The organism is Pseudomonas chlororaphis subsp. aurantiaca, assembly GCF_013466605.1.
Classification (GTDB): domain Bacteria; phylum Pseudomonadota; class Gammaproteobacteria; order Pseudomonadales; family Pseudomonadaceae; genus Aquipseudomonas; species Aquipseudomonas chlororaphis_I.
Genome location: NZ_CP059162.1, coordinates 6,871,266 through 6,889,096, shown reverse-complemented (window position 1 = coordinate 6,889,096; position 17,831 = coordinate 6,871,266). Strand labels below are relative to the sequence as shown.

General features: G+C 59.4%; 10 protein-coding genes. 9 read left to right on the top strand and 1 reads right to left on the bottom strand.

The genetic code is table 11. The annotated features are described in order from the left end of the window. Nucleotides 1-4: 4 nt before the first annotated feature. Nucleotides 5-712 (bottom strand): helix-turn-helix domain-containing protein, encoded by a 708-nt coding sequence (locus tag H0I86_RS31630; protein ID WP_180923371.1) that lies wholly within the window; start codon nt 710-712, stop codon nt 5-7. 236 nt (nt 713-948) lie between these two features. Here H0I86_RS31630 and H0I86_RS31625 point away from each other — a divergent pair, with 236 nt between their 5' ends. From H0I86_RS31625 to H0I86_RS31585, 9 genes are all read left to right on the top strand, one after another. Further along, nucleotides 949-2,583: a hypothetical protein gene (locus H0I86_RS31625; protein ID WP_219637307.1), complete on the top strand. Its 1,635-nt coding sequence runs from the start codon at nt 949-951 to the stop codon at nt 2,581-2,583. A 661-nt stretch (nt 2,584-3,244) separates the two neighbouring features. After that, a complete protein-coding gene (locus tag H0I86_RS31620; RefSeq protein WP_180923370.1) occupies nt 3,245-4,273 on the top strand; it encodes a secretion protein EspA in 1,029 nt (342 codons plus the stop codon). A gap of 135 nt (nt 4,274-4,408) precedes the next feature. Beyond that, nucleotides 4,409-4,759: a hypothetical protein gene (locus tag H0I86_RS31615; RefSeq protein WP_180923369.1), complete on the top strand. Its 351-nt coding sequence runs from the start codon at nt 4,409-4,411 to the stop codon at nt 4,757-4,759. Between the two features lie 20 nt (nt 4,760-4,779). After that, nucleotides 4,780-5,553, top strand: coding sequence for a type III secretion system translocon protein SseB (gene sseB / locus H0I86_RS31610; protein ID WP_219637306.1), 774 nt, complete (start codon nt 4,780-4,782; stop codon nt 5,551-5,553). A gap of 66 nt (nt 5,554-5,619) precedes the next feature. After that, nucleotides 5,620-6,102: a SycD/LcrH family type III secretion system chaperone gene (locus H0I86_RS31605; protein ID WP_219637305.1), complete on the top strand. Its 483-nt coding sequence runs from the start codon at nt 5,620-5,622 to the stop codon at nt 6,100-6,102. A 2-nt stretch (nt 6,103-6,104) separates the two neighbouring features. Continuing rightward, nucleotides 6,105-7,625 carry a type III secretion system translocon subunit SseC family protein gene (gene sctE, locus H0I86_RS31600; protein WP_219637304.1) on the top strand — a complete coding sequence of 507 codons (1,521 nt, stop codon included), beginning with the start codon at nt 6,105-6,107 and terminating at the stop codon, nt 7,623-7,625. Nucleotides 7,626-7,652: 27 nt separating this feature from the next. Beyond that, a complete protein-coding gene (sseD, locus tag H0I86_RS31595) occupies nt 7,653-8,348 on the top strand; it encodes a type III secretion system translocon protein SseD (protein ID WP_180923368.1) in 696 nt (231 codons plus the stop codon). Between the two features lie 10 nt (nt 8,349-8,358). Beyond that, the gene (gene sseE / locus H0I86_RS31590; RefSeq protein WP_180923367.1) at nt 8,359-8,784 is read left to right on the top strand and encodes a type III secretion system effector protein SseE; all 426 of its coding nucleotides are present in this window, start codon (nt 8,359-8,361) and stop codon (nt 8,782-8,784) included. Between the two features lie 191 nt (nt 8,785-8,975). Beyond that, on the top strand, nt 8,976-17,831 hold the full coding sequence (locus H0I86_RS31585; RefSeq protein ID WP_180923366.1) for a hypothetical protein: 8,856 nt from the start codon (nt 8,976-8,978) through the stop codon (nt 17,829-17,831).

The following is a 17,831-nucleotide window of genomic DNA, read 5'->3' as shown; positions in this document are numbered from 1 at the left end:
GACGTTAGAGAACGGCGTGCGATTCCGTCGCGTGCAGACGGGCCGCGGTTGGGTTGATGAGAAATCGTTTACGGAAGCTATCGGTGAAGTGCGCGTGGTTGGCGAAACCGCATTCCAAGGCGATATCCAGAATGCGCATCTGGGACGAGAGCAGCAGTGAGCGGGCGTGCTGCAGCCGCCGTTCCATCAGCCAGCGTTTGGCTGAAATACCGAATTTCTCCTGAAACAGCATGTTGAACTTGCGCAGAGGCAAGCCGAACTCATCGGCGAAACGCGCGACCGACCAAGGCATCAGTTTGTTGGTCTCGATGAATTCGATGAATGAGCGGTCGCTGCACATAAGGAAGCGCAGGAAGGCCGAGAAATAGGCGTGATCGGAGCCCAGACAATACACGTAGGCGAAACGCAGCAACATCGAGCGCGATCCGCGCGCCAGCAGCTCCATTACCCGCATCACGTCTTCGTCAGCATTGATGATGCGAAGCTCTTGCGGAACGAAGGTGCGCGCGGGGTTGTCACCGATCAAGTCGATCAGCTCCGTATAGAGATCTTGAAAGTCCGACTCATAGAAGTCGAAGTATGGAAGGCCGCCCTTCTGTGGGCACACACTGTCCGAGGCTATGAGCAAGGAACAATCGGGAAATGGGTGCATTTCACCGTTGACCTTGAGTGTGCCGCCTTGCTTGCCGAGCAGGATTCTTATCGTTCGCATCGTTCCCTCAACTCTATGGGGTTGTTCGAGCTGGCGAGCATCCTCGCAATCCCAACGCGCCTTGGGGATCAGGTAATGACCTGAAGGTGTAACGGATTGACCACTACATCCAGATATTTGGCAGAGAAACAAGACTTACCAAGTTGTCTTTCGAAACACGTTGTCGAAAAACGAAAACCCTACCGATCGCGTGCGAGCATGATTGGCGCATTCGCTTTCTTCAAAGAGAAAAAGTCATGCCACATATCAATGCGCTCAAAGTCCCAATCGAACTGAGTGCGGATGCCCTGCAAGGCAATCTGAAACAGATATCGGAGGTCAACACCCAGGGGGCTGGTGAGGTCGACGGCAGCCGATTGATATCGACCGCTGCAGGCATCCGCCTTAATGAGGCGCAACAGATCGCACTGGTGAATGGGAAGCTGTTCGAGGCGGGGCTTAGCATGGCTATCCTGGATTATCCCGGGAGCGTCGGCCGTGTTTTCCAGGACTACTCGAATAAGCTTGCAACCGCGCTCGATTCCGTGCTCGTGCCGCAGGGAGACCTAGCCAACACATCAGTGACGTTTCAGGGGCAGCAACGGCCATTGAGCGATGTGTTCCAGCGAACGTTGGTGAATCCACTCAAGCCGACGTCCGATCAGATTGGCCGGCAACCACAGGGTAAGGAAGCAGTCGACACCTGCAACTGGATCATGTCGGAACTGCGCGCCCCGATCGTCAACGACGAGGGTCACTACATGCCAGGGCGGGACGCAAAGGATCTACTGTCGCGGATCAAGATGCTCAGTTCGTTCGGTACGACGGTCTGGCAGCTGATGCAGGTTAACGGGGCGCCGGAAAACGCCGAAGCCATTGGCAAAATGCTGACACCGCTCGCTAGCGATGCTGCGGAGCAATTTGCCAATCGCTACAGGGAATTCACGCAGCGAACGCGCACTACGAACTTCGACGATGCGGTGAGCCGTATGCGCAGCGAGCGCGTGCCACTCATCGATAACGAGCCGGTGAGCGGAATCTATACCTCTGCGGCACAGCACGGGCTCGGCTTTGGCAATGTGATGGTTACCGCTGAGGATCCCGCCGTCGAAGCCCGCTTGCGCGCCGAACTGCACGCGGATGCGAGCTACGGGAATATCAACGGAATTGCCCGTCAGGGCGCGCCGATCGAGGCGGGGCCGAGCGGCTTGCCGGAGCGACCGTTCATGATGTCCGCGGCAGATATTTCCGTCGATCACCCGGCGATGGAGCTTTACCAGAACGTGCTGATGCGTGCAGGCGACGGCTCCGACAGGACATTTCTCGAGGCGCTCGACGCGCATGCGTATCCGCATGGCGTCGGGGTGAACCGCTGGCAGCCGAACGGGACATTTGCGGTCGAATCGAACCTGCGCGGACTTCCGTCTGCCGGCTCGCAGTCGGGCGGTACGTGCGACGTGCTGCTTGCGCTCAACACCCTCAGCGACGCGCCGCTCTATGGACAGATGGACATCGTGGAGTCGGCGACGCTCGGCGTCGCAGCGTTCATGAACTATGGCGGCTATCACACATTCGCAGAAACGGTGCCGGTCGGAATGTCGATGGCCAATGGCGAAGACGAGTTCAATCCGTCGTCGGGAATGGCGCCGGTCTCGAACAACCGACCGATATTCGAGCCACTCCCCACCGATATTCAGCACGAAAATTTGTACAGCCGCGTGACCAATATGGCGATTGCATACACAAACGCACCGTTCGACGACGTGCAGGCGATCCGCGATACGTACGAGCGAACTCATGAAACGCTGTGCAGTGCTCATCCCGAGTTGAGGGATATGGGCACTGTCGGCATTCAGACGACCCGTACTGACCTCGGTAGCGACTGGGGTTAGTGCTGCACCAGTCTGTCTTGGAGGAGTGCGGCAACAAGGGGACGCAACGGCATGTTGCGTCTTTGCCGCACGCCAACGTTTCGACCGCAAGAGCGGGTTGTTAATCTCGAGGCGCTGTTCGAGCTAGGCTCTGTACGAGATTGCCTGCGCTCGGTAATGCTGCGCTAAAAACAGGCTCAGAATGCTCATTTACAGCACGTAAACTCCGCTTCTTAGCCCGTTTTTGCCTTGCCTGACCTTCGCTCAGCGACTTTTCGTACAAGACCTAGCGAGCGCCCGCTACCGATTCAGGCGTGGGCGAAACCGGGTAACGGAGCACCCGTTCGGGGCCAAAAGGCCCGACTCTCCTACCTCTTTCGATGGCGCCCACGGCGCTTCCACCGTTTCCGTCAATTCGTAGCCCTTTGGCTCAGAACCGTACCCGGATTGCATCCGGGCTGCTTGCAGCTGCTTTGAAAACGGCTTACGGCAGGCTGCTATGACGGCCTTGTTCCGGCAATCGCGGATGAAGGAGGTGGACGTTCCGATTTGGGAGATGTGAAGAAATCGAAACTGCACAGGAAAAGAGCAAAGCGCCTGGGTCGGCTGCTGGAGATGATGACGGCTCACTTCAAGCGTGACAGCAGTTTGCTCACATCAACCCATAGGGAGAAACACAGACATGATTAGCGCAGTTGAATTCAAGAGTGGAACTACGGATTACTCGATTGACATCGCCGCCGACATGGGCGTTGAAAAGGACGCCAAGGGCGGGCGCGAGTCCGAGGGCAAGGTCGACCCGCGCATCGCGCGCGGCGAGCAATTGCTGGCTTCGATCCAGTCTGCCCAGGGCCGTGGTGCGGATCAGGGCAATGACATCAACGCCCTCACCGACGAAGCCCTGGGCTTGGGTAACGATATCCTCAACAACACTCCACCCAGCGGCAGCGGCGCCGACAGCTACCTGCAGGGCCTGAAGAACCTGGGCGTGCTGAACACCGGCATCGTCACCATGGCCGCAGTCATGCTCCTGCTGCAGGAGCACGCCAACGCCACCTTCGAGGCGATGACCACCAAGACCGAGATCTCCCGCGAAGCGCAGGACATGGCCAACCGCGTCAAGGCGCTTCTGGCCAAGTTGACCAAGCCGGAAGACAAGGCCGAGCTGCCGCCGGAAGTCATCCAGTACATGCGTGAGAACAACATCCTGGTCGAAGGCAAGACCATCGATGAGTTCCTCGCAGGTGCCGGGGGGGGCGGGCTCTCCGGTGCCGAGGCGCAACTGGCGCTGCTGGACAGCATGATCGCCCAGGCCGGACCGACGGGTATGGAAAGCCGTCACTGGCAGAGTGTCGTGAAGTTCATGGATGACAACGGCATTCGCATAGGCAATGGCCAGAAAGCCTCGGATTGGATCTGGGGGCTGCCGGAGGTTGGCATGAAGCCCGGCCAGAAGGTGTCTCTGGAACATATGAAAGAACTCCGTGACACCCTTGCTGGCGCGATGAAGCCAGAGCTCGACCAGGGCAGCCTGAAGGCCGTCGAGATGGCCCTGGAAAGCGCCTCTGGCCGTGCCTCCGATTTCGTTCAACAGACCCAGCTCAAGCTGCAGCAGCTGATGCAGAACTACAACACCGCGGTGCAGATGACCAACAGCCTGCAAAGCATGCTGGCTGAATCGGTCAAGTCCATTGCCTCGTCGATCCGCTAAGCCGTAGCGCTGTGACTGCCGGCTCCATCGGATGCCTGAAAAACGGTTGGGTGATTTTCGATGGTGCCGGTGGCTTTGCGAAAGCCTGGCCTGTTCCCGCCCCCTAAAGTGGAGAACGTAAAAGGAGGAGTGCCCATGAACGAAACCATCGACCCCAGATACGCGGCGGCTGTCTTCAACCGACAGCGTGCTTCATTCAAAGCCACCATGCAGCAATTCCACGCGTTGCATCGCGAGATCGACCTGCTGATGGGCAAGGCCCACTCGGACCCAGAAGCGCGGCGCAAGGTGGCGAACGTCGAACAGGATATTCGCCGTTCTGGCGCGGAGCGCGAACGGACCATGCGGCAGATTCTCAAGGCGGAGAACGCTTTCTCCAAGCTTGAGGGTGATTTCTCGAAACGATTCCCGGTTGAGGTGTCCGCTTCGAGCGGACAGGTCGCCGTGAAAAACACCGCGATGAAGAAGCATCGCGTATTCGCTTGACTCCATAGGAAGAAAATCAAATGTCCATCACTGTTGATTTCAAAAACGTAACCCCGAACTACTCGGCTGACATCGCCGCCGACATGGGCGTTGAAAAGGATGCCAAGGGCGGGCGCGAGTCCGAGGGCAAGGTCGACCCGCGCATCGCGCGCGGCGAGCAGCTGCTGGCTTCGATCCAGTCTGCCCAGGGCCGTGGTGCGGATCAGGGCAATGACATCAACGCCCTCACCGACGAAGCCCTGGGCTTGGGTAACGATATCCTCAACAACACCCCGCCCAGCGGCAGCGGCGCCGACAGCTACCTGCAGGGCCTGAAGAACCTGGGCGTGCTGAACACCGGCATCGTCACCATGGCCGCAGTCATGTTGCTGCTGCAAGAGCAGGCTAACGCGACCTTCGAGGCGATGACCACCAAGACCGAGATCTCCCGTGAAGCGCAGGACATGGCTAACCGGGTCAAGGCGATCCTGGCCAAGCTGACCAAGCCAGAAGATACCGCAGCGCTGCCACAGGAAGTGATCCAGTACCTGCGCGAGAACAACATCACGGTCGAAGGCAAGACCATCGATGAGTTTTTGAGCGGTAAGGATGTGAGCAAGCTGAGTCAGGGCGATCTGAAAGCCGTTGAAATGGCACTGGAAAGCGCCTCCGGCCGAGCTTCTGACTTCGTTCAGCAGACCCAGCTCAAGCTGCAGCAACTGATGCAGAACTACAACACCGCGGTGCAGATGACCAACAGCCTGCAAAGCATGCTGGCCGAATCGGTCAAGTCCATCGCTTCGTCGATCCGTTAAGTTCGAGCGCCTGTCGATACGGCGTCGGGAGACGGCATCGTATCGGCAACGCGCCAGGGGGTGTGTATGTCAACGCAAGAAATGCCCGCCGAGGATGTACGCGACGACGAGGTATTGCGCGATTTTTTCTCGCGGGGCGGTTCGATCCGCATGCTCTCCGGCGTTGCGCCGGATGATCTGAAAACGCTGCACAACTACGCCTGCCAGTTGTTCGACGCTGGCGAGTTGGAGGCCGCACGCAATTACTTTTACCTGCTCGTTCAAGTCGACCATTGGCATTTCGATTATTGGCTCGGATTGGGGATGTGCCAGCAGCGCCTTGCGTCGCACCAGGAGGCGATTTTCTGTTTTTGTCGTGCAGGGATGATCGAGGTGGAAGATCCTCGCTCTTCGTATTTCGCGGGCATCAGTTACCACCTCACGGGTAATCGGGAATACGCGTGCAAAGCTTTCAACGCGGCAGTCAGGTGGTGTGCCGCGCGTCCGCAGTATCAAGGGCTTCGCCAGAGCGTGGAGCAGTTGCTTGCACAGTGCGAGCAGGAGAAATGAGCATGACAGCTATTACAGGCTTCCGTCCTTGGCAGGATGGGATACCGGCGATCCTGTCGGTAATGCAGGATGGGGAAAAGGAAAAGCTTGCCGCGACCAAGCGCCAGGTGCTTAGCCAGGATCTGCTGGCGCAGACCGAGTCGTCGCGCCCGAGCTGGCTGCGCTTGAGCCAGGCAGAAAAGGTATCGCGCCAGGACGCGAACGAAGCGTTCGGTCGTTTGTTCCGCGCGACGAATACAGAGGCCGAGGCGGCGAACGACAAGATTCGGCCCGCGGTGATGCCACCGGCTCATGAGTTCGAAAAAATGTCGGTGGAGCTGATGATGGTCGCCGCCACGCTGGCGGCGGGCGAATTGATCGGCCACATCACCGACGCCAAGGCCAAGGCGATCAAGATTCTTGGCGACCAGCAGGACAAATTGCGCACGGAGGAACTCAAAGAGTTCCGCGAGCAGATCGACAAGGCGCTGGAAGAGCAGAAAAAAGCCAAGAAGGCTGGCATTTTCGGCGTGATCTTCGACTGGGTCGTGGCCGCTGTACAGGTCGTGACAGGGGTCGCCAAGATGGTTGGCGGCGCGCTGACCGGCAATGTAATGACTGCCGCTGGCGGGGCGATGGATCTGATGGCGGGCTTCGCCGGGGTGGTCAAGGCCGCGATGAATACGATGGCGCTGATCGATTCGGCGAATGCGGATAAGTACCGCAAGATCGCCGATGTGGCGGCCAAGATACAGCTCACCTTCGAAATCGCCGGTGCGGCCATCGACTTCCTCAGTGCGGCGCGCAACCTGATTACCACCAAGGTGATTCCTCAGGCGACCAAGGCCGTCCTCAAGGAAGGCGCCGACCAGGCGCTCAGCCAGGCGATCAAGAACGGCAGCAAGAGCGCCGCCGCGGAAATCGCCGAGCAGGTCGGCAAGCAGGTCGCCGATCAGGTTTCCGACAACCTGATGCGCAGCCTCGGCAAGACCGCCCTGGAAGCGTCGAAAACGGCGGGTAAAGACGCCGCAGCCAAGGTCGTGCAGCAACTCGGCGTGAACCAGATGCTGGAGAAGTTCAGCCGTGATGCGATCGAGAGCATGGTCTCCAATGCCGTGAAGAAGGTGGCTGACAATGCCATCGACAAAGGCATTGAGATGAGCGCCAAGCAGTTGACCAAGGCGATTCATAAGGAGCTTGTTGAGCAGGTCGCACTCGCCACGATGAAGGCTTCGACCTACATCGGCATCAACGCTGCCCGCGAGGTCGTGGGGGGGGCGCAGAAGATCACCGCTGGCGCCTTGGCGATGGAGCGCGCGCAACTGCAAAAGGAAATCGACCAACTGATCCTGGACCAGCAGTGGCTGATGATGCTGGTGGATATGTTCGAGCGCGACAAAGAGCAGCAGGTCGAGGAGATGAAGCGGCTCACAGAAGGGCAGACCGAGGCGCTGGCGGGAGCCAGCGATGCCCTGCGCGATGCGGCGCAGACCCGCGTGCGTGCGGCAACGTCGATGGCAGGGGTCGCCGTGCACGCGGCCTGATTTTGAATCGAGAAAGAGGAATAAATGATGTCCATCAATCTAGATAGCGCCGCGCGTCTGCACGGCCAGTGGGCCAATACCGGGGAAGCGGATCGGTCCAAAACGGCTAATGAGCGGGTTGGCGGTCAGCCACCCGTATCGGCCAACGCCAATGGGCAAATCCTTGAGGACCAGTTGGATCAGCTCAAGGAGTTGGCTTCGAACGATCGAGTCGCTCCGATGTTCGAGGGCGGCGCGTTGGCGACGCTGGAAAAGCTGATGATCATGTTGCGCGAGATGCAGTCCAAGACCCGCGACATGTGGCGCGAGTTTGCCGCCAATCAGCAGCAGACCGCACACACGATGCGCATCACCGCATACGAGACGCGCATGGAGTCGATCGAGCAAAACTACAATGCGGCGATGACACAAGGCTTCAGCCAAATCCTCTCCGGCATCGTCAATGTTGGCGGCGCAATCACCGGCAACCAGCTCGTTACCACGGGCACCACGGGCTTTGGAAAGGCCTCCGAGGGCTTCGGCACGATGATTTCCGCCTCTCAGACCCGCGAGGCGCAAATCAACCAGGCGATCGCTGAGTTCCAGCAGGGCAATGCTGATGAATTCCGCAAGACACTCGAGTCCGCCGTGGAGAAGGCCAGTGAAGCATCGCGGCAGATGCGTGAATGGCTGAAAGAGTTGGGCGACCTGCAAAGCCGCATCATGTCCGCAGTACGCTTGTAAGGAGAAAGCCATGAGCACTCTTGAACATGACGCAGTGACTGCCTTTCTGCACGGGCAGGGCGAAAGCACCCAGGTCGAGTATTTCGGCGAGAGCGAGTTCGTGATCGGTCGGCGCTTGCGCCAGAGCGAGTTCGAAATTGTCTACCGGCAGGACGGCGACGAGGTGGTGATCGCGGACTTCAGTACCCGTGAAGGCCAGGATGATGCCGGCGCGGTATCCGGTTTCATTCGCCTGATCCATCGGATCGAGCGTGAAATGCCGGCATTGCGTCGAGTCCGAGGGATGTTCGTGCGTTCCGAAGCCCAGCCGCAGCTCAACCAGATTCGCGAACGCCTATCGCGGGTGCTGGAGCGGCAGGGCGCACACTGGGAAACGATCGACGGCGATGCCTGGCTGGTTTATCCGCTGCGTGCCGGACGCGCCGGCGGGCGCTGAGTCGCTCATTTCTGGAGCTTGGGACATCCGCGGCAAAAACCGCGGATGTCCATTGTTTTCTCAGCCGGGTCCCGCACCTTCAAACCCCTTCTTTTTCATTCCTTAATCCAACCCTGGCCCACAACTGGGCCTGCCTTGTTTGGCGTCGCCAACCCATGGTGCGTCGCCTCTACGTGCCTGTGAGTACCATCATGCGAATCGCCCACAACGATAACCCCAGCCCGATCCATCAACCGCAAACCGCCCCGCGCTTGCCAACGGACGAGCGCGCGCAAGCACTTTTGGGTCGCTTGCGCGACGCCCCGCTTGGCGCGAGCGACTGCGCCTTGGGCTTGTACCTGCTCGCCGGTCTGGATGCCTGGCCCGAGCGAGAGGGGCCGAGCGAGTTAGCCGGGCGGCAGATCGCCCTGTGCGATGCGAGCGGGGAAAAGCGTTTCGAGGTTGATCCTGAGCATCCGCCTCGGATCAGTATGTCTCTGGAAGAGATGGATGACGCTGGGGTTCAGGTTCTGCTCAATGACGCTGGCGAGTTCGGCGTGATGCTCGGCGACACGCCGACCTGGACCGGCACGGACTTCTGGAAAGCCGCCCTGCTGGCCTGCCGGGCGGGCGATGAGCAGAGTCCGATGGAGGTGGACACGCATCAGCTTGAACGCCTCTGGGTACAGCTCGAAACCTTCACGAGGGCCGAAGTCGATAGCGTGATGCAGATAGAGGCGGAGCTTGCCGAGCTGAGGCTGAACGATGAGGGCGCAACGCCCGAAAGCCCTGCGCGCGCCGAGATGACCGTAATCGACATGGAAGCCGTCATCGCGGATACGGTTATCGACATGGAGCCGACCGCCGCCGATACCGTCATCGACATGAGTTTCGCCGATGAGGCGCCGGCTATCGAACACAGCACCGGCAAGTCGGTCGACGCCAACGCGACCATCGAGCCTGAACGTTCACCTGAGGCACTGGCGGAAGCCGCCAAGCTGGGCGAAAAAGTGCTACGCGACACACTGCTTTGCGTGGGTAAACAGGTCTATCAACGTACCTTCGCCCGGGCGCTGGACGATATGCTGCAAGGTACCTTGCTGCAAGGCACTCAATTGCAAGGGCTCAAGCTTGAGCATGGCGTGCAGTTGAAAGACGCGCTGCAAACCTTCTGTACCACCGAACAACCATTGCCGGAGCGTTTGCAGCGTCTGTCCGCAGCGCTACAACGCTTGCCGGACGACGCCTTGTTAGCACAGGGCGGCAAGCTGAAGGCCTGTGTGCAGTTGTGCGGCGACTCCACCTTCTTGCTGCGCGAGGTCGCCGATGAAGGCTTGAATCTGGACAATGCCCGACGCCTGCAACGGGACTTGCTCAAAGTACTCGACAATCCATTGCTGGCGGGCTGGAGTGCGGTCGAAAGCCTGCGCGAGACGCTGCCGCAACTGGACCAAGGGCTCAGCGAGCTGGCCGCGCTAAGCAGCCGGGACCTGTCGTTCGAGAGTGTGCTGGGTTGGGTGAAGGACAGCACGCTGTTCAAGGACACGCTCGCGGTGCAGTACCAGGGCACCGTGCAACTCTTCGACGAGCTTGGCGCGTTGTTCACTGCGCTGAACGAGGCCCGGACAGATGGGCTCGGTGCTTCACCCTTGGCGCGTGCGACCGGGTTGCTCGAACAGGTGGACAGCGGCCAACTGGGGCCGTTGCTGACGACGCATTTGAGCAGCGCTTTCGCGCCGTTGTTCGATGCCCTGCATGGTCTCAGGCAAACCCTCGATGCCTTGCGGCACTTCCCCGTTGGGCAATCGCCGTTGCAGCAGTTGCAATGGCTGGGCGAGCAAGCGGGCCAGGCGAACCTTGGGCAATGGCTGCCTGAGGTGTTGGCTGCCCCCTTGCAAGAGGGGATATGGACGCTCGGTAACGTACAAGAGGTCTGCAAGGCCATAGGCGCTCCTCCAATGCGTGCCCCGCTTGGCGAGCAAGCAAAATGGCTGGCCAAGGCGCTCGATCAGCCGCTGCCTGCCGGTGTCGAGAAGCTGGTTGCCCAAGTGATCGGCCAGCACCGCTTCGATACGCTTAACGCTTTGGGCAAGCAGGCGACTAGCGTGCAACAGCATGTCGCGCGCTTTCCCGAGGCGCACGACGTGTTCGCGGTGTTTCGCTGGGCCAACGCGTTGGCGCAGGATACGCAGGCTCCGGCATTGCTCGAGCGGCTGCTGCCGGCCAGCGTGCAACAGGAAATCACCGCCTGGAGCGCGCCATTGGAACAAGCGCAGCGTCTGGCCCCACAGCTTGCGGACTATCCACGGAGCGGCGGTTGGCAGGAGAAGCTGGGCTGGGCCGCGGCGCTGCTGACCAGCGACGAGGCGCCAGCACTGCTGCAAAAGCTCCTGCCGGAATCCCTCGCTCGGCCTCTGGTGCAACCGTTCGAATTGGTCCGCCTGGCCCAGGATTTCCCCACCCACGCCTCGCCCCTGGCGCAGTTGCAATGGACCACCGGCCTATTGGGCAGTCCGCAAGGCCAACAGGTCCTACAGGCTTTTGCGCCGGCGGGCTATGACCAGGTGTTCGCTCAGTTGGACAACCTGGGGTCGTTGCTGCAAGGCGTCGATGCGCTACGGCGGACCCTAACCAGCGACGCCTCGCTACCGGGCAAGTTGCAGGGCGTGGCCACGTTACTCATGCAGCCGCTGGTAGATGAGCTGAAGCAGCACCCGGAGGTATTGCTGAAGGTGGCGAGCCGGGTCACGGGGGGCAACAAAACCACTGTGGGCATGGCATTGACCGCGCTACGCCTCTACCTGGAGATACCGGCAGGACTGAGCCGGACCGACATGCTTAAGCATGGCGGCAAAGAGCTGTTCCGTGAGTTGGCCAGGGAGTTCGGCGGCGTGGTGGGCCTAGCGGCAGATTACGGCACTCCGATGCTCAAGGTGCAGGAGTACGTACAACAGGTCTGGGAGTTGTACCAGGCGTGGTCGGAACCAGCTTCGGCGCACATGGAGCAGGAACTCGGCGAACTGGCCAACCTGCTCAAGCGTGACCTGCCATTGCCCGAGGGCATGAAGCCCTTGCTCGACGCGTTACCGGCGTTGCCGGCCCTTCTGCGCGCGCGCGACCACTACTCGGCGTTGCCCGAGGGTATGGCGCTGGGCGAGCAGACCAAACAGATGGCCGCGCACCTGGCGCAAAGCGACAGCGCGGCGCTCGCCCGTGTCTACGACGCCATCGAAGCCTATGCCGTGGGTGGGCTGACGGAGGGGTTGGACCGGATCATGGCCTCGGTATCGGACCCGCTGAAAATTGGGGTGAGCGCCGACGCCGCGCCGCTGTACCCGTCGGCCAGCTTGGCCGGACGTAACGCCGTGCCGCAGGGCAGACATTCGAATGCCCTGGCCTGGACGCAAGCCTTGGGCGGCGCGGCGGGGCTTGCCGCCTCGGTGGCTGGAGGTGTTTGGGCCTGGCAACATTGGAACGGACGGTCCGCCAGCACCTATGCCCCCGTAGCGGATCAGGAAATGAAGACCTTCAAGACCAACCAAATCCCAGAAGCGAGCGAAGAAGCTGCGGAACCACTCAGACAAAGCACGGAGCAGAACAGTACCACCAAGACGCCGGTCGCGCCGCAACGGAAGGCTCAGGTGGCCGCGGCGATGTCGCTGCTCGGCGCGGTGATCTCCACCGGTTTCATGGCTAACGGTGTCTATGAACTGATGTCTAGACAGGTCAGGGCGCAACCTGCCTCCGAAGTGGCGGATACCACGCTCGATAGGCTCGAAGCCGAAACCCGCGAGGATTTCTACGCCGGCGATGCGCAGAGACTGCGGGACGATATTGATCGTTTCCTCGACCGTCTAGAGGTCGATCTGCCCGGGGTGTCGACCTTCACGAGCACGGAATCGGCGCAGGAAACCTCCACGCAACCTCCCCCCCAACAAGACGCATCGGTGGAGCACAAGCCGCGTGTGCGCCGAAGTCCTGATGCGCAGGCCCTGCTGGCGGAGCTGCCCCAGGGCGACGGGCCGGCGGAGCGGGTGCGGCGCAGTACGACGGCGCTGTCGATCGACCAGTTGCTACCGCTTATGAAAGAGGCTCATGAGTTGGTCCTGTCGATATTGAGTAAAAAATCAGAGGGGCAAACTGAGGAGGCGCTAGGTTCTTTGTACGGGCGCCTAGGCCAGGTCAAGAACGAGTTGGTCCAGTTACGCGAGGACCTTGCGGAACTCAGTCCCGATGGGACGGGAGAGTTCCTGATGAATCAGGAGGTCTATGCCTACTACCAGCTCGCGGAAATGAAGGCGTATTTCGGCGACCGCGAAGCAACAACCTGGCATCAGTTCGATCCCGCCGCCTCGACCTCCTACCGCTATACCGATGCGGTAGGGCAGCCGATCATCGCCCAAGCGCCGCTGATCGACTTTCTAAACGGGCGTGTCGCGGAGCGGCTCAAGCAGCAGGGAATCGATGGCGGGTTTGACTTTCCCATGCGCGAGAACTCCGAAGTCGCCGTCATACTGCAGAAAGGTACCGCCGGTTACCTCCCTGGAAGGTGGACGAAAGAGATGGCTTTGCGGGATGCCGCTAAGCAAGCGCAACCGAATGGCGAGCTTTCCCCTCCGGAATTTACGGACCCCGTGACGGTTCAAGGCTCTCCGTTGAATATGATGGGTCAGAAGATTGGAGGTGACTGGCAGGAAGAATATAGTCTTGATTCATTCATTCAGAGCAATAACCCGCCCTGGGACACCGATAATGGTGCTTTTGAGCTCATAGAAATAAATTGGCCGGATCGCTATCCGCAAAAGCTGATAAACAACCTAAAAAGCAGTTCATTCCGCGAGAAGTACCTGGGCGGCGACAATGCCGTCGCCGATATCAAGCAACGACTGGATGACGTCCGGAAGGAGCGGTTGGAAGCGTTCGATACGAAATTCGAGAAATATTCTAATGATGATTATCTGAATATTGCCGACATCATCACTCAGTACAGTTGGCAGGATCTGGTTTTCAAGAACGATGGCACGCCCATCGGTTTCACGGAGAGGGACGTTCTGGCCAAAGCCATCGGCTTCGTAGAGCGGCAGATTGTCCATAATGAAGGGGAGCGCGATAAGCTCACCTCCGGCGACGACTGGCGCCAGGACTATCAGACCGAGATCGGCAAGCTCTTCGGTGTTCTGAAAGTGCTTCATCAAAAGGAGAGCAGCAGTCTCCGCCTCGTTGCGCAAAGCTCCGCCAGGGATGCCTTGATCGATACCAAGGTGCAGGAATTCGTCGGCGCATCCTTGAGGGAAAAGGCGCAACGGATAGCCCAGCACCCGCAATTGAAAAACCTGACGGCGGATTCGCCCTTGACCCTGAAGCGGCTGCAAGGCAGCGAGGTCACGCTCTTTTCGATGCCCCTGGCGCGGGTCCTTGGCGGCGAGCATGAGCGGATCGCCACACATGGCGTGCGAGTCGATGTGGAGTGGCCCAGCGGGTTGTCTACCGCCGACCCGCTTCTACAGGAACTGATCGACGGCTGCACGGTGTACCGATCCATGCAGGCACGTGGGCTGGCGGTCAAGGAAGCGAAAGATAGGCTGAACGTGCCAACGGTCATGCAGCAGCTACAGAACGGCTTGGAGCGGGTCGTTCGAGAAGAGGCGCCCGCAGGCCAAAAGCACGTCTCCCCGAAGTTAAACGACACGGTCAATGTCCGCTTCACGCCGATGGTGATTCACAACCCCGAACACTCCATTCTGAAAAAGCAGATTCCAGTCGTGGACAAACGCTTTTCGCTGATGCAGGTGATGGCCAAGGCTCCCGAACGGGAGTACATCAAGATGACCCACTACCGTAAGCTGGAAGTCGATACCGGCAAGAAATTCCCCGCCGAGGTCATCCAAGGGCTCCGAGACATCGACTGGCAGCGCAAGATAGAGAGCACGGTGGAGGAGCTGCGCCAGAACAAGCAGGTGGGCGAAGACTGGAAACTGGTCTTCGGTTCACTGATTGCCGACAAGATGGTCGCGGCGGGCGTGGACATAGCTGCGTCGCTGACCCTGAATGGCGACCGGCTGCCGGGCGTGTATATGCTGAACAAGACCGACGGCATCGAACTGCACTCGCTGTTCAGCAAGAAAAGCTGGACATTCGACAACCTGGATAAAGCCGTCGAAGCGCTGAACAAGACCGACGGCACAACGACCGCGACACTCTACGCCTGGCTTGACGAGCATCGCGATGCCTATGAGCGGGAGGACAACAGTGGCGGTAACACGTTGTCGTTGGGGACCCGCCAGGACGCTGGGCATGTTGCCCAGAAAGCCTTTGACGATTTACTGGACCAGATGGCATCCGATGCCGACACCCATTTGAAATCCAATGCTGAACTCAATACACATCGGGTGTTCCAGTTTCTCGCCGATGTTTCACCGTTGATCGGCTTGGCGACGATGCCCATCAGCGGCCCCGCGGCTTTTCTGGTTTCCGCGGGGCTCGCCGCCTTGCCGTTCGCCGAGTTGGCGGTGGCCGACACGAAAGAAGAGTTCAAGGAAATCGCGGTGCAGGCTGCCATTACGGCGGCTTTCGAAGTGGGCCCGACGATTGTGTTGACCACTTTGTCTAAGGTGCCGGCGAAACAGATTGCCAAGGGTATTGCGCAGAAGCTGCGCGGGGTCGGCGACGACCTCTTCAAGGGGCTCAAGAACACCGAGCCCCCTCTGCCAACGGTGCGCCTGGAGCCATTGCGGCAGGTACCTACAGGGAAGGTCGGCAATCTGGCGCCGGGGACGAACGAGTATCTCGACCTGCTCAAGAAAGACCCCACCATCCAGAACGCCATCGACGTGCCGGCAGGCAAATGTGAAGCCCTATTGACGCCCGTGGCGACGCGCATACAGCAGCCGGATATAGGCATGACGAATATCCAGTACCGTGCCACGCAATTGTGGAGCAGCGCATCAGAACAGATGCCGACGCATCACTTCGTGGTGGTCGGTGAGAGAGGTGGTCAGAAATACGTGTTTGATCTATCGGCGCGTCAATTCGCGGATAAAGGCATGCCCGACCTGGATGGGCCCTTGATTCTTACTGAAGCCGACTGGGCGCAAAAGTATGCAAATGCCTCCAGCCGAAAGCTGATCAAGTACAAGGATTTCAGCAATCCTCGCAGCGCCGCTACCGAGTTTCATTCCTACCCAGGGCACTCGCCGAAGGATGTGATCGATGGCGGCACCTTGCTCACCGCACCGCAGTGGTACAAGACCTTGACCCAGTGGAACCCGACCGGCGTCGCGCGCGCCGCAGAGGACGTGGTATATGCCGGGCTGGGACGCAGCAGCCCGATGCGCGACGCGGCCAGGGCCAACATGCTCTCGGGCGGTGGGCAAGGGGGGTGTTGGGATTATGCGAGCGATGTGTTGCGCGAAGCCGACATGCTGACCCCGGCCCAGGCGAAAAACCTGACCGATGGTTTGAAGAAGGCTTCGAATTACCACGGCATGGGTGAGAGCGGGCGAATCGATAACCTGATCGCCGATCTACGCTCAGTCAGCAACAGCGACGAATTGTTGCGGGTCAAGCAAGGTGAGCTGGTAGTGTTCATGGAGGTCGACCCGAACCTGCCAGTTAAAGGCGCGCGTCCGGTGCACGCTATGACCAGCCTTGGCAACGGCCGTTTCGCGGGGATGAAGAACGATCTGCTGGATAGTCAACTGGGGGCCGGCAAGAGCATTCTCACCGCAGAGGAATTGGGGACCTTCCACGATAATGGGTTCTTCCGGACTGGCGGTGGCGTGAATACCCCTGCCTTAGAGATCAAGGTGGGTTACCCGATGGGGGCGAAAGTGTCCACGGCGAAATCGATCCGGGAAGCCGCCGAGAGCCTGGCTCGGGAGGGAGCCGGGGTGGGCAAGAGCTGGGAGTTCGTGGCCGATACCCTGGAGCGCTCCGGAGAACTGGCGCGCGAGCAGGCCGATGCCTTCAAGGAGCTGGCGACTGTGCTATGCGATCCGTCAAGGAACAGCCCGACGAAAGCCCTGACGGAATTGCTCGTCGACCCACGGCCACTGGCGAATGCAACGGAGCTCCAGGCGGTTCCCAAAGGACATGTCGTCGCCATCTCCAGTGGCGAGTTTTCTGCCAAGCACCTGATGCTCAGCCTGGGCGACGGTAAGTTCGCTAGCGCGCAACTGAATACGCTCGATGCGCGCTTGTCTGGGGTGAAGGGAATTGTGACCGCCGAGGAGCTGGGTGCGAAATTGGTCGACGGCAAGCTTGGCGGATTTTCCTTAAAGACTGGGCCGGTAAACGTAGAAGCCATGCGAGTCCGGTCGCTGCTGGGCAAAGATTCGTCTTTCGTTCTGGGTGCCAATAATGTATTGAGCATCACAACGCATGGCGCGCCATCGATCGTCAATTATATGGACGCGCCCGAGCTGTCACATGCCATCCGTGGGCTGACAAAGGTCCGTGGGGATGGAATTAATCTAAGAGGCATCCGAGGCATCGAGTTGAACTCTTGTTTTGGTGCTATGGGCCGTCCGTCTACGGGGCAAGTACTGGCGGATATCCTGAACAAAGAAGTTAAGGCTTACCCTCTTAAATACAGTAGGAGAATCGAAGCCAATCCTGAGTGGTGGCGCCCTAAACCGACGACATTTAAACCGCGCCCCCAAGTCGCAAATAATGCCGAAGCGTTGGAAAGCGTGGCTAAACAGAGCATGAGAAATCATGACTTCTGGGATAAGTGGTTGGGTCTGTACAAGCAATCCCGCGATGCTATTACCTCCATACGCACCAAGCGTGAGACGACAGATGCGTTCGATAGATTACTCAAGGATGTGAGCGATCTGGTCATGCACAAGCAAGGTGTCGATGTCGACAGTTTCATGCAAGCACATCCGGAATATCTCATGAGCGAAGATATTGCCTCGCGTGCTGCGGTGAAAACGGAGTTGAACAGTATCATTGGGGATGTTAATCCGAATGATGTAGAGACATTCGCGCAGCGGGGTATGGAAGTTCTTTCTTTGACCAAGGACGCGTTCGATATTCTGAACAAGCATCTTTCCGGGGAGGTGTGA

Excerpts from the sequence above, each read along its gene's own strand:
- H0I86_RS31630 (WP_180923371.1), bottom strand. The coding sequence starts at position 712 with ATGCGAACGATAAGAATCCTGCTCGGCAAGCAAGGCGGCACACTCAAG.
- H0I86_RS31625 (WP_219637307.1), top strand. The coding sequence starts at position 949 with ATGCCACATATCAATGCGCTCAAAGTCCCAATCGAACTGAGTGCGGAT.
- H0I86_RS31620 (WP_180923370.1), top strand. The coding sequence starts at position 3,245 with ATGATTAGCGCAGTTGAATTCAAGAGTGGAACTACGGATTACTCGATT.
- H0I86_RS31615 (WP_180923369.1), top strand. The coding sequence starts at position 4,409 with ATGAACGAAACCATCGACCCCAGATACGCGGCGGCTGTCTTCAACCGA.
- sseB (WP_219637306.1), top strand. The coding sequence starts at position 4,780 with ATGTCCATCACTGTTGATTTCAAAAACGTAACCCCGAACTACTCGGCT.
- H0I86_RS31605 (WP_219637305.1), top strand. The coding sequence starts at position 5,620 with ATGTCAACGCAAGAAATGCCCGCCGAGGATGTACGCGACGACGAGGTA.
- sctE (WP_219637304.1), top strand. The coding sequence starts at position 6,105 with ATGACAGCTATTACAGGCTTCCGTCCTTGGCAGGATGGGATACCGGCG.
- sseD (WP_180923368.1), top strand. The coding sequence starts at position 7,653 with ATGTCCATCAATCTAGATAGCGCCGCGCGTCTGCACGGCCAGTGGGCC.
- sseE (WP_180923367.1), top strand. The coding sequence starts at position 8,359 with ATGAGCACTCTTGAACATGACGCAGTGACTGCCTTTCTGCACGGGCAG.
- H0I86_RS31585 (WP_180923366.1), top strand. The coding sequence starts at position 8,976 with ATGCGAATCGCCCACAACGATAACCCCAGCCCGATCCATCAACCGCAA.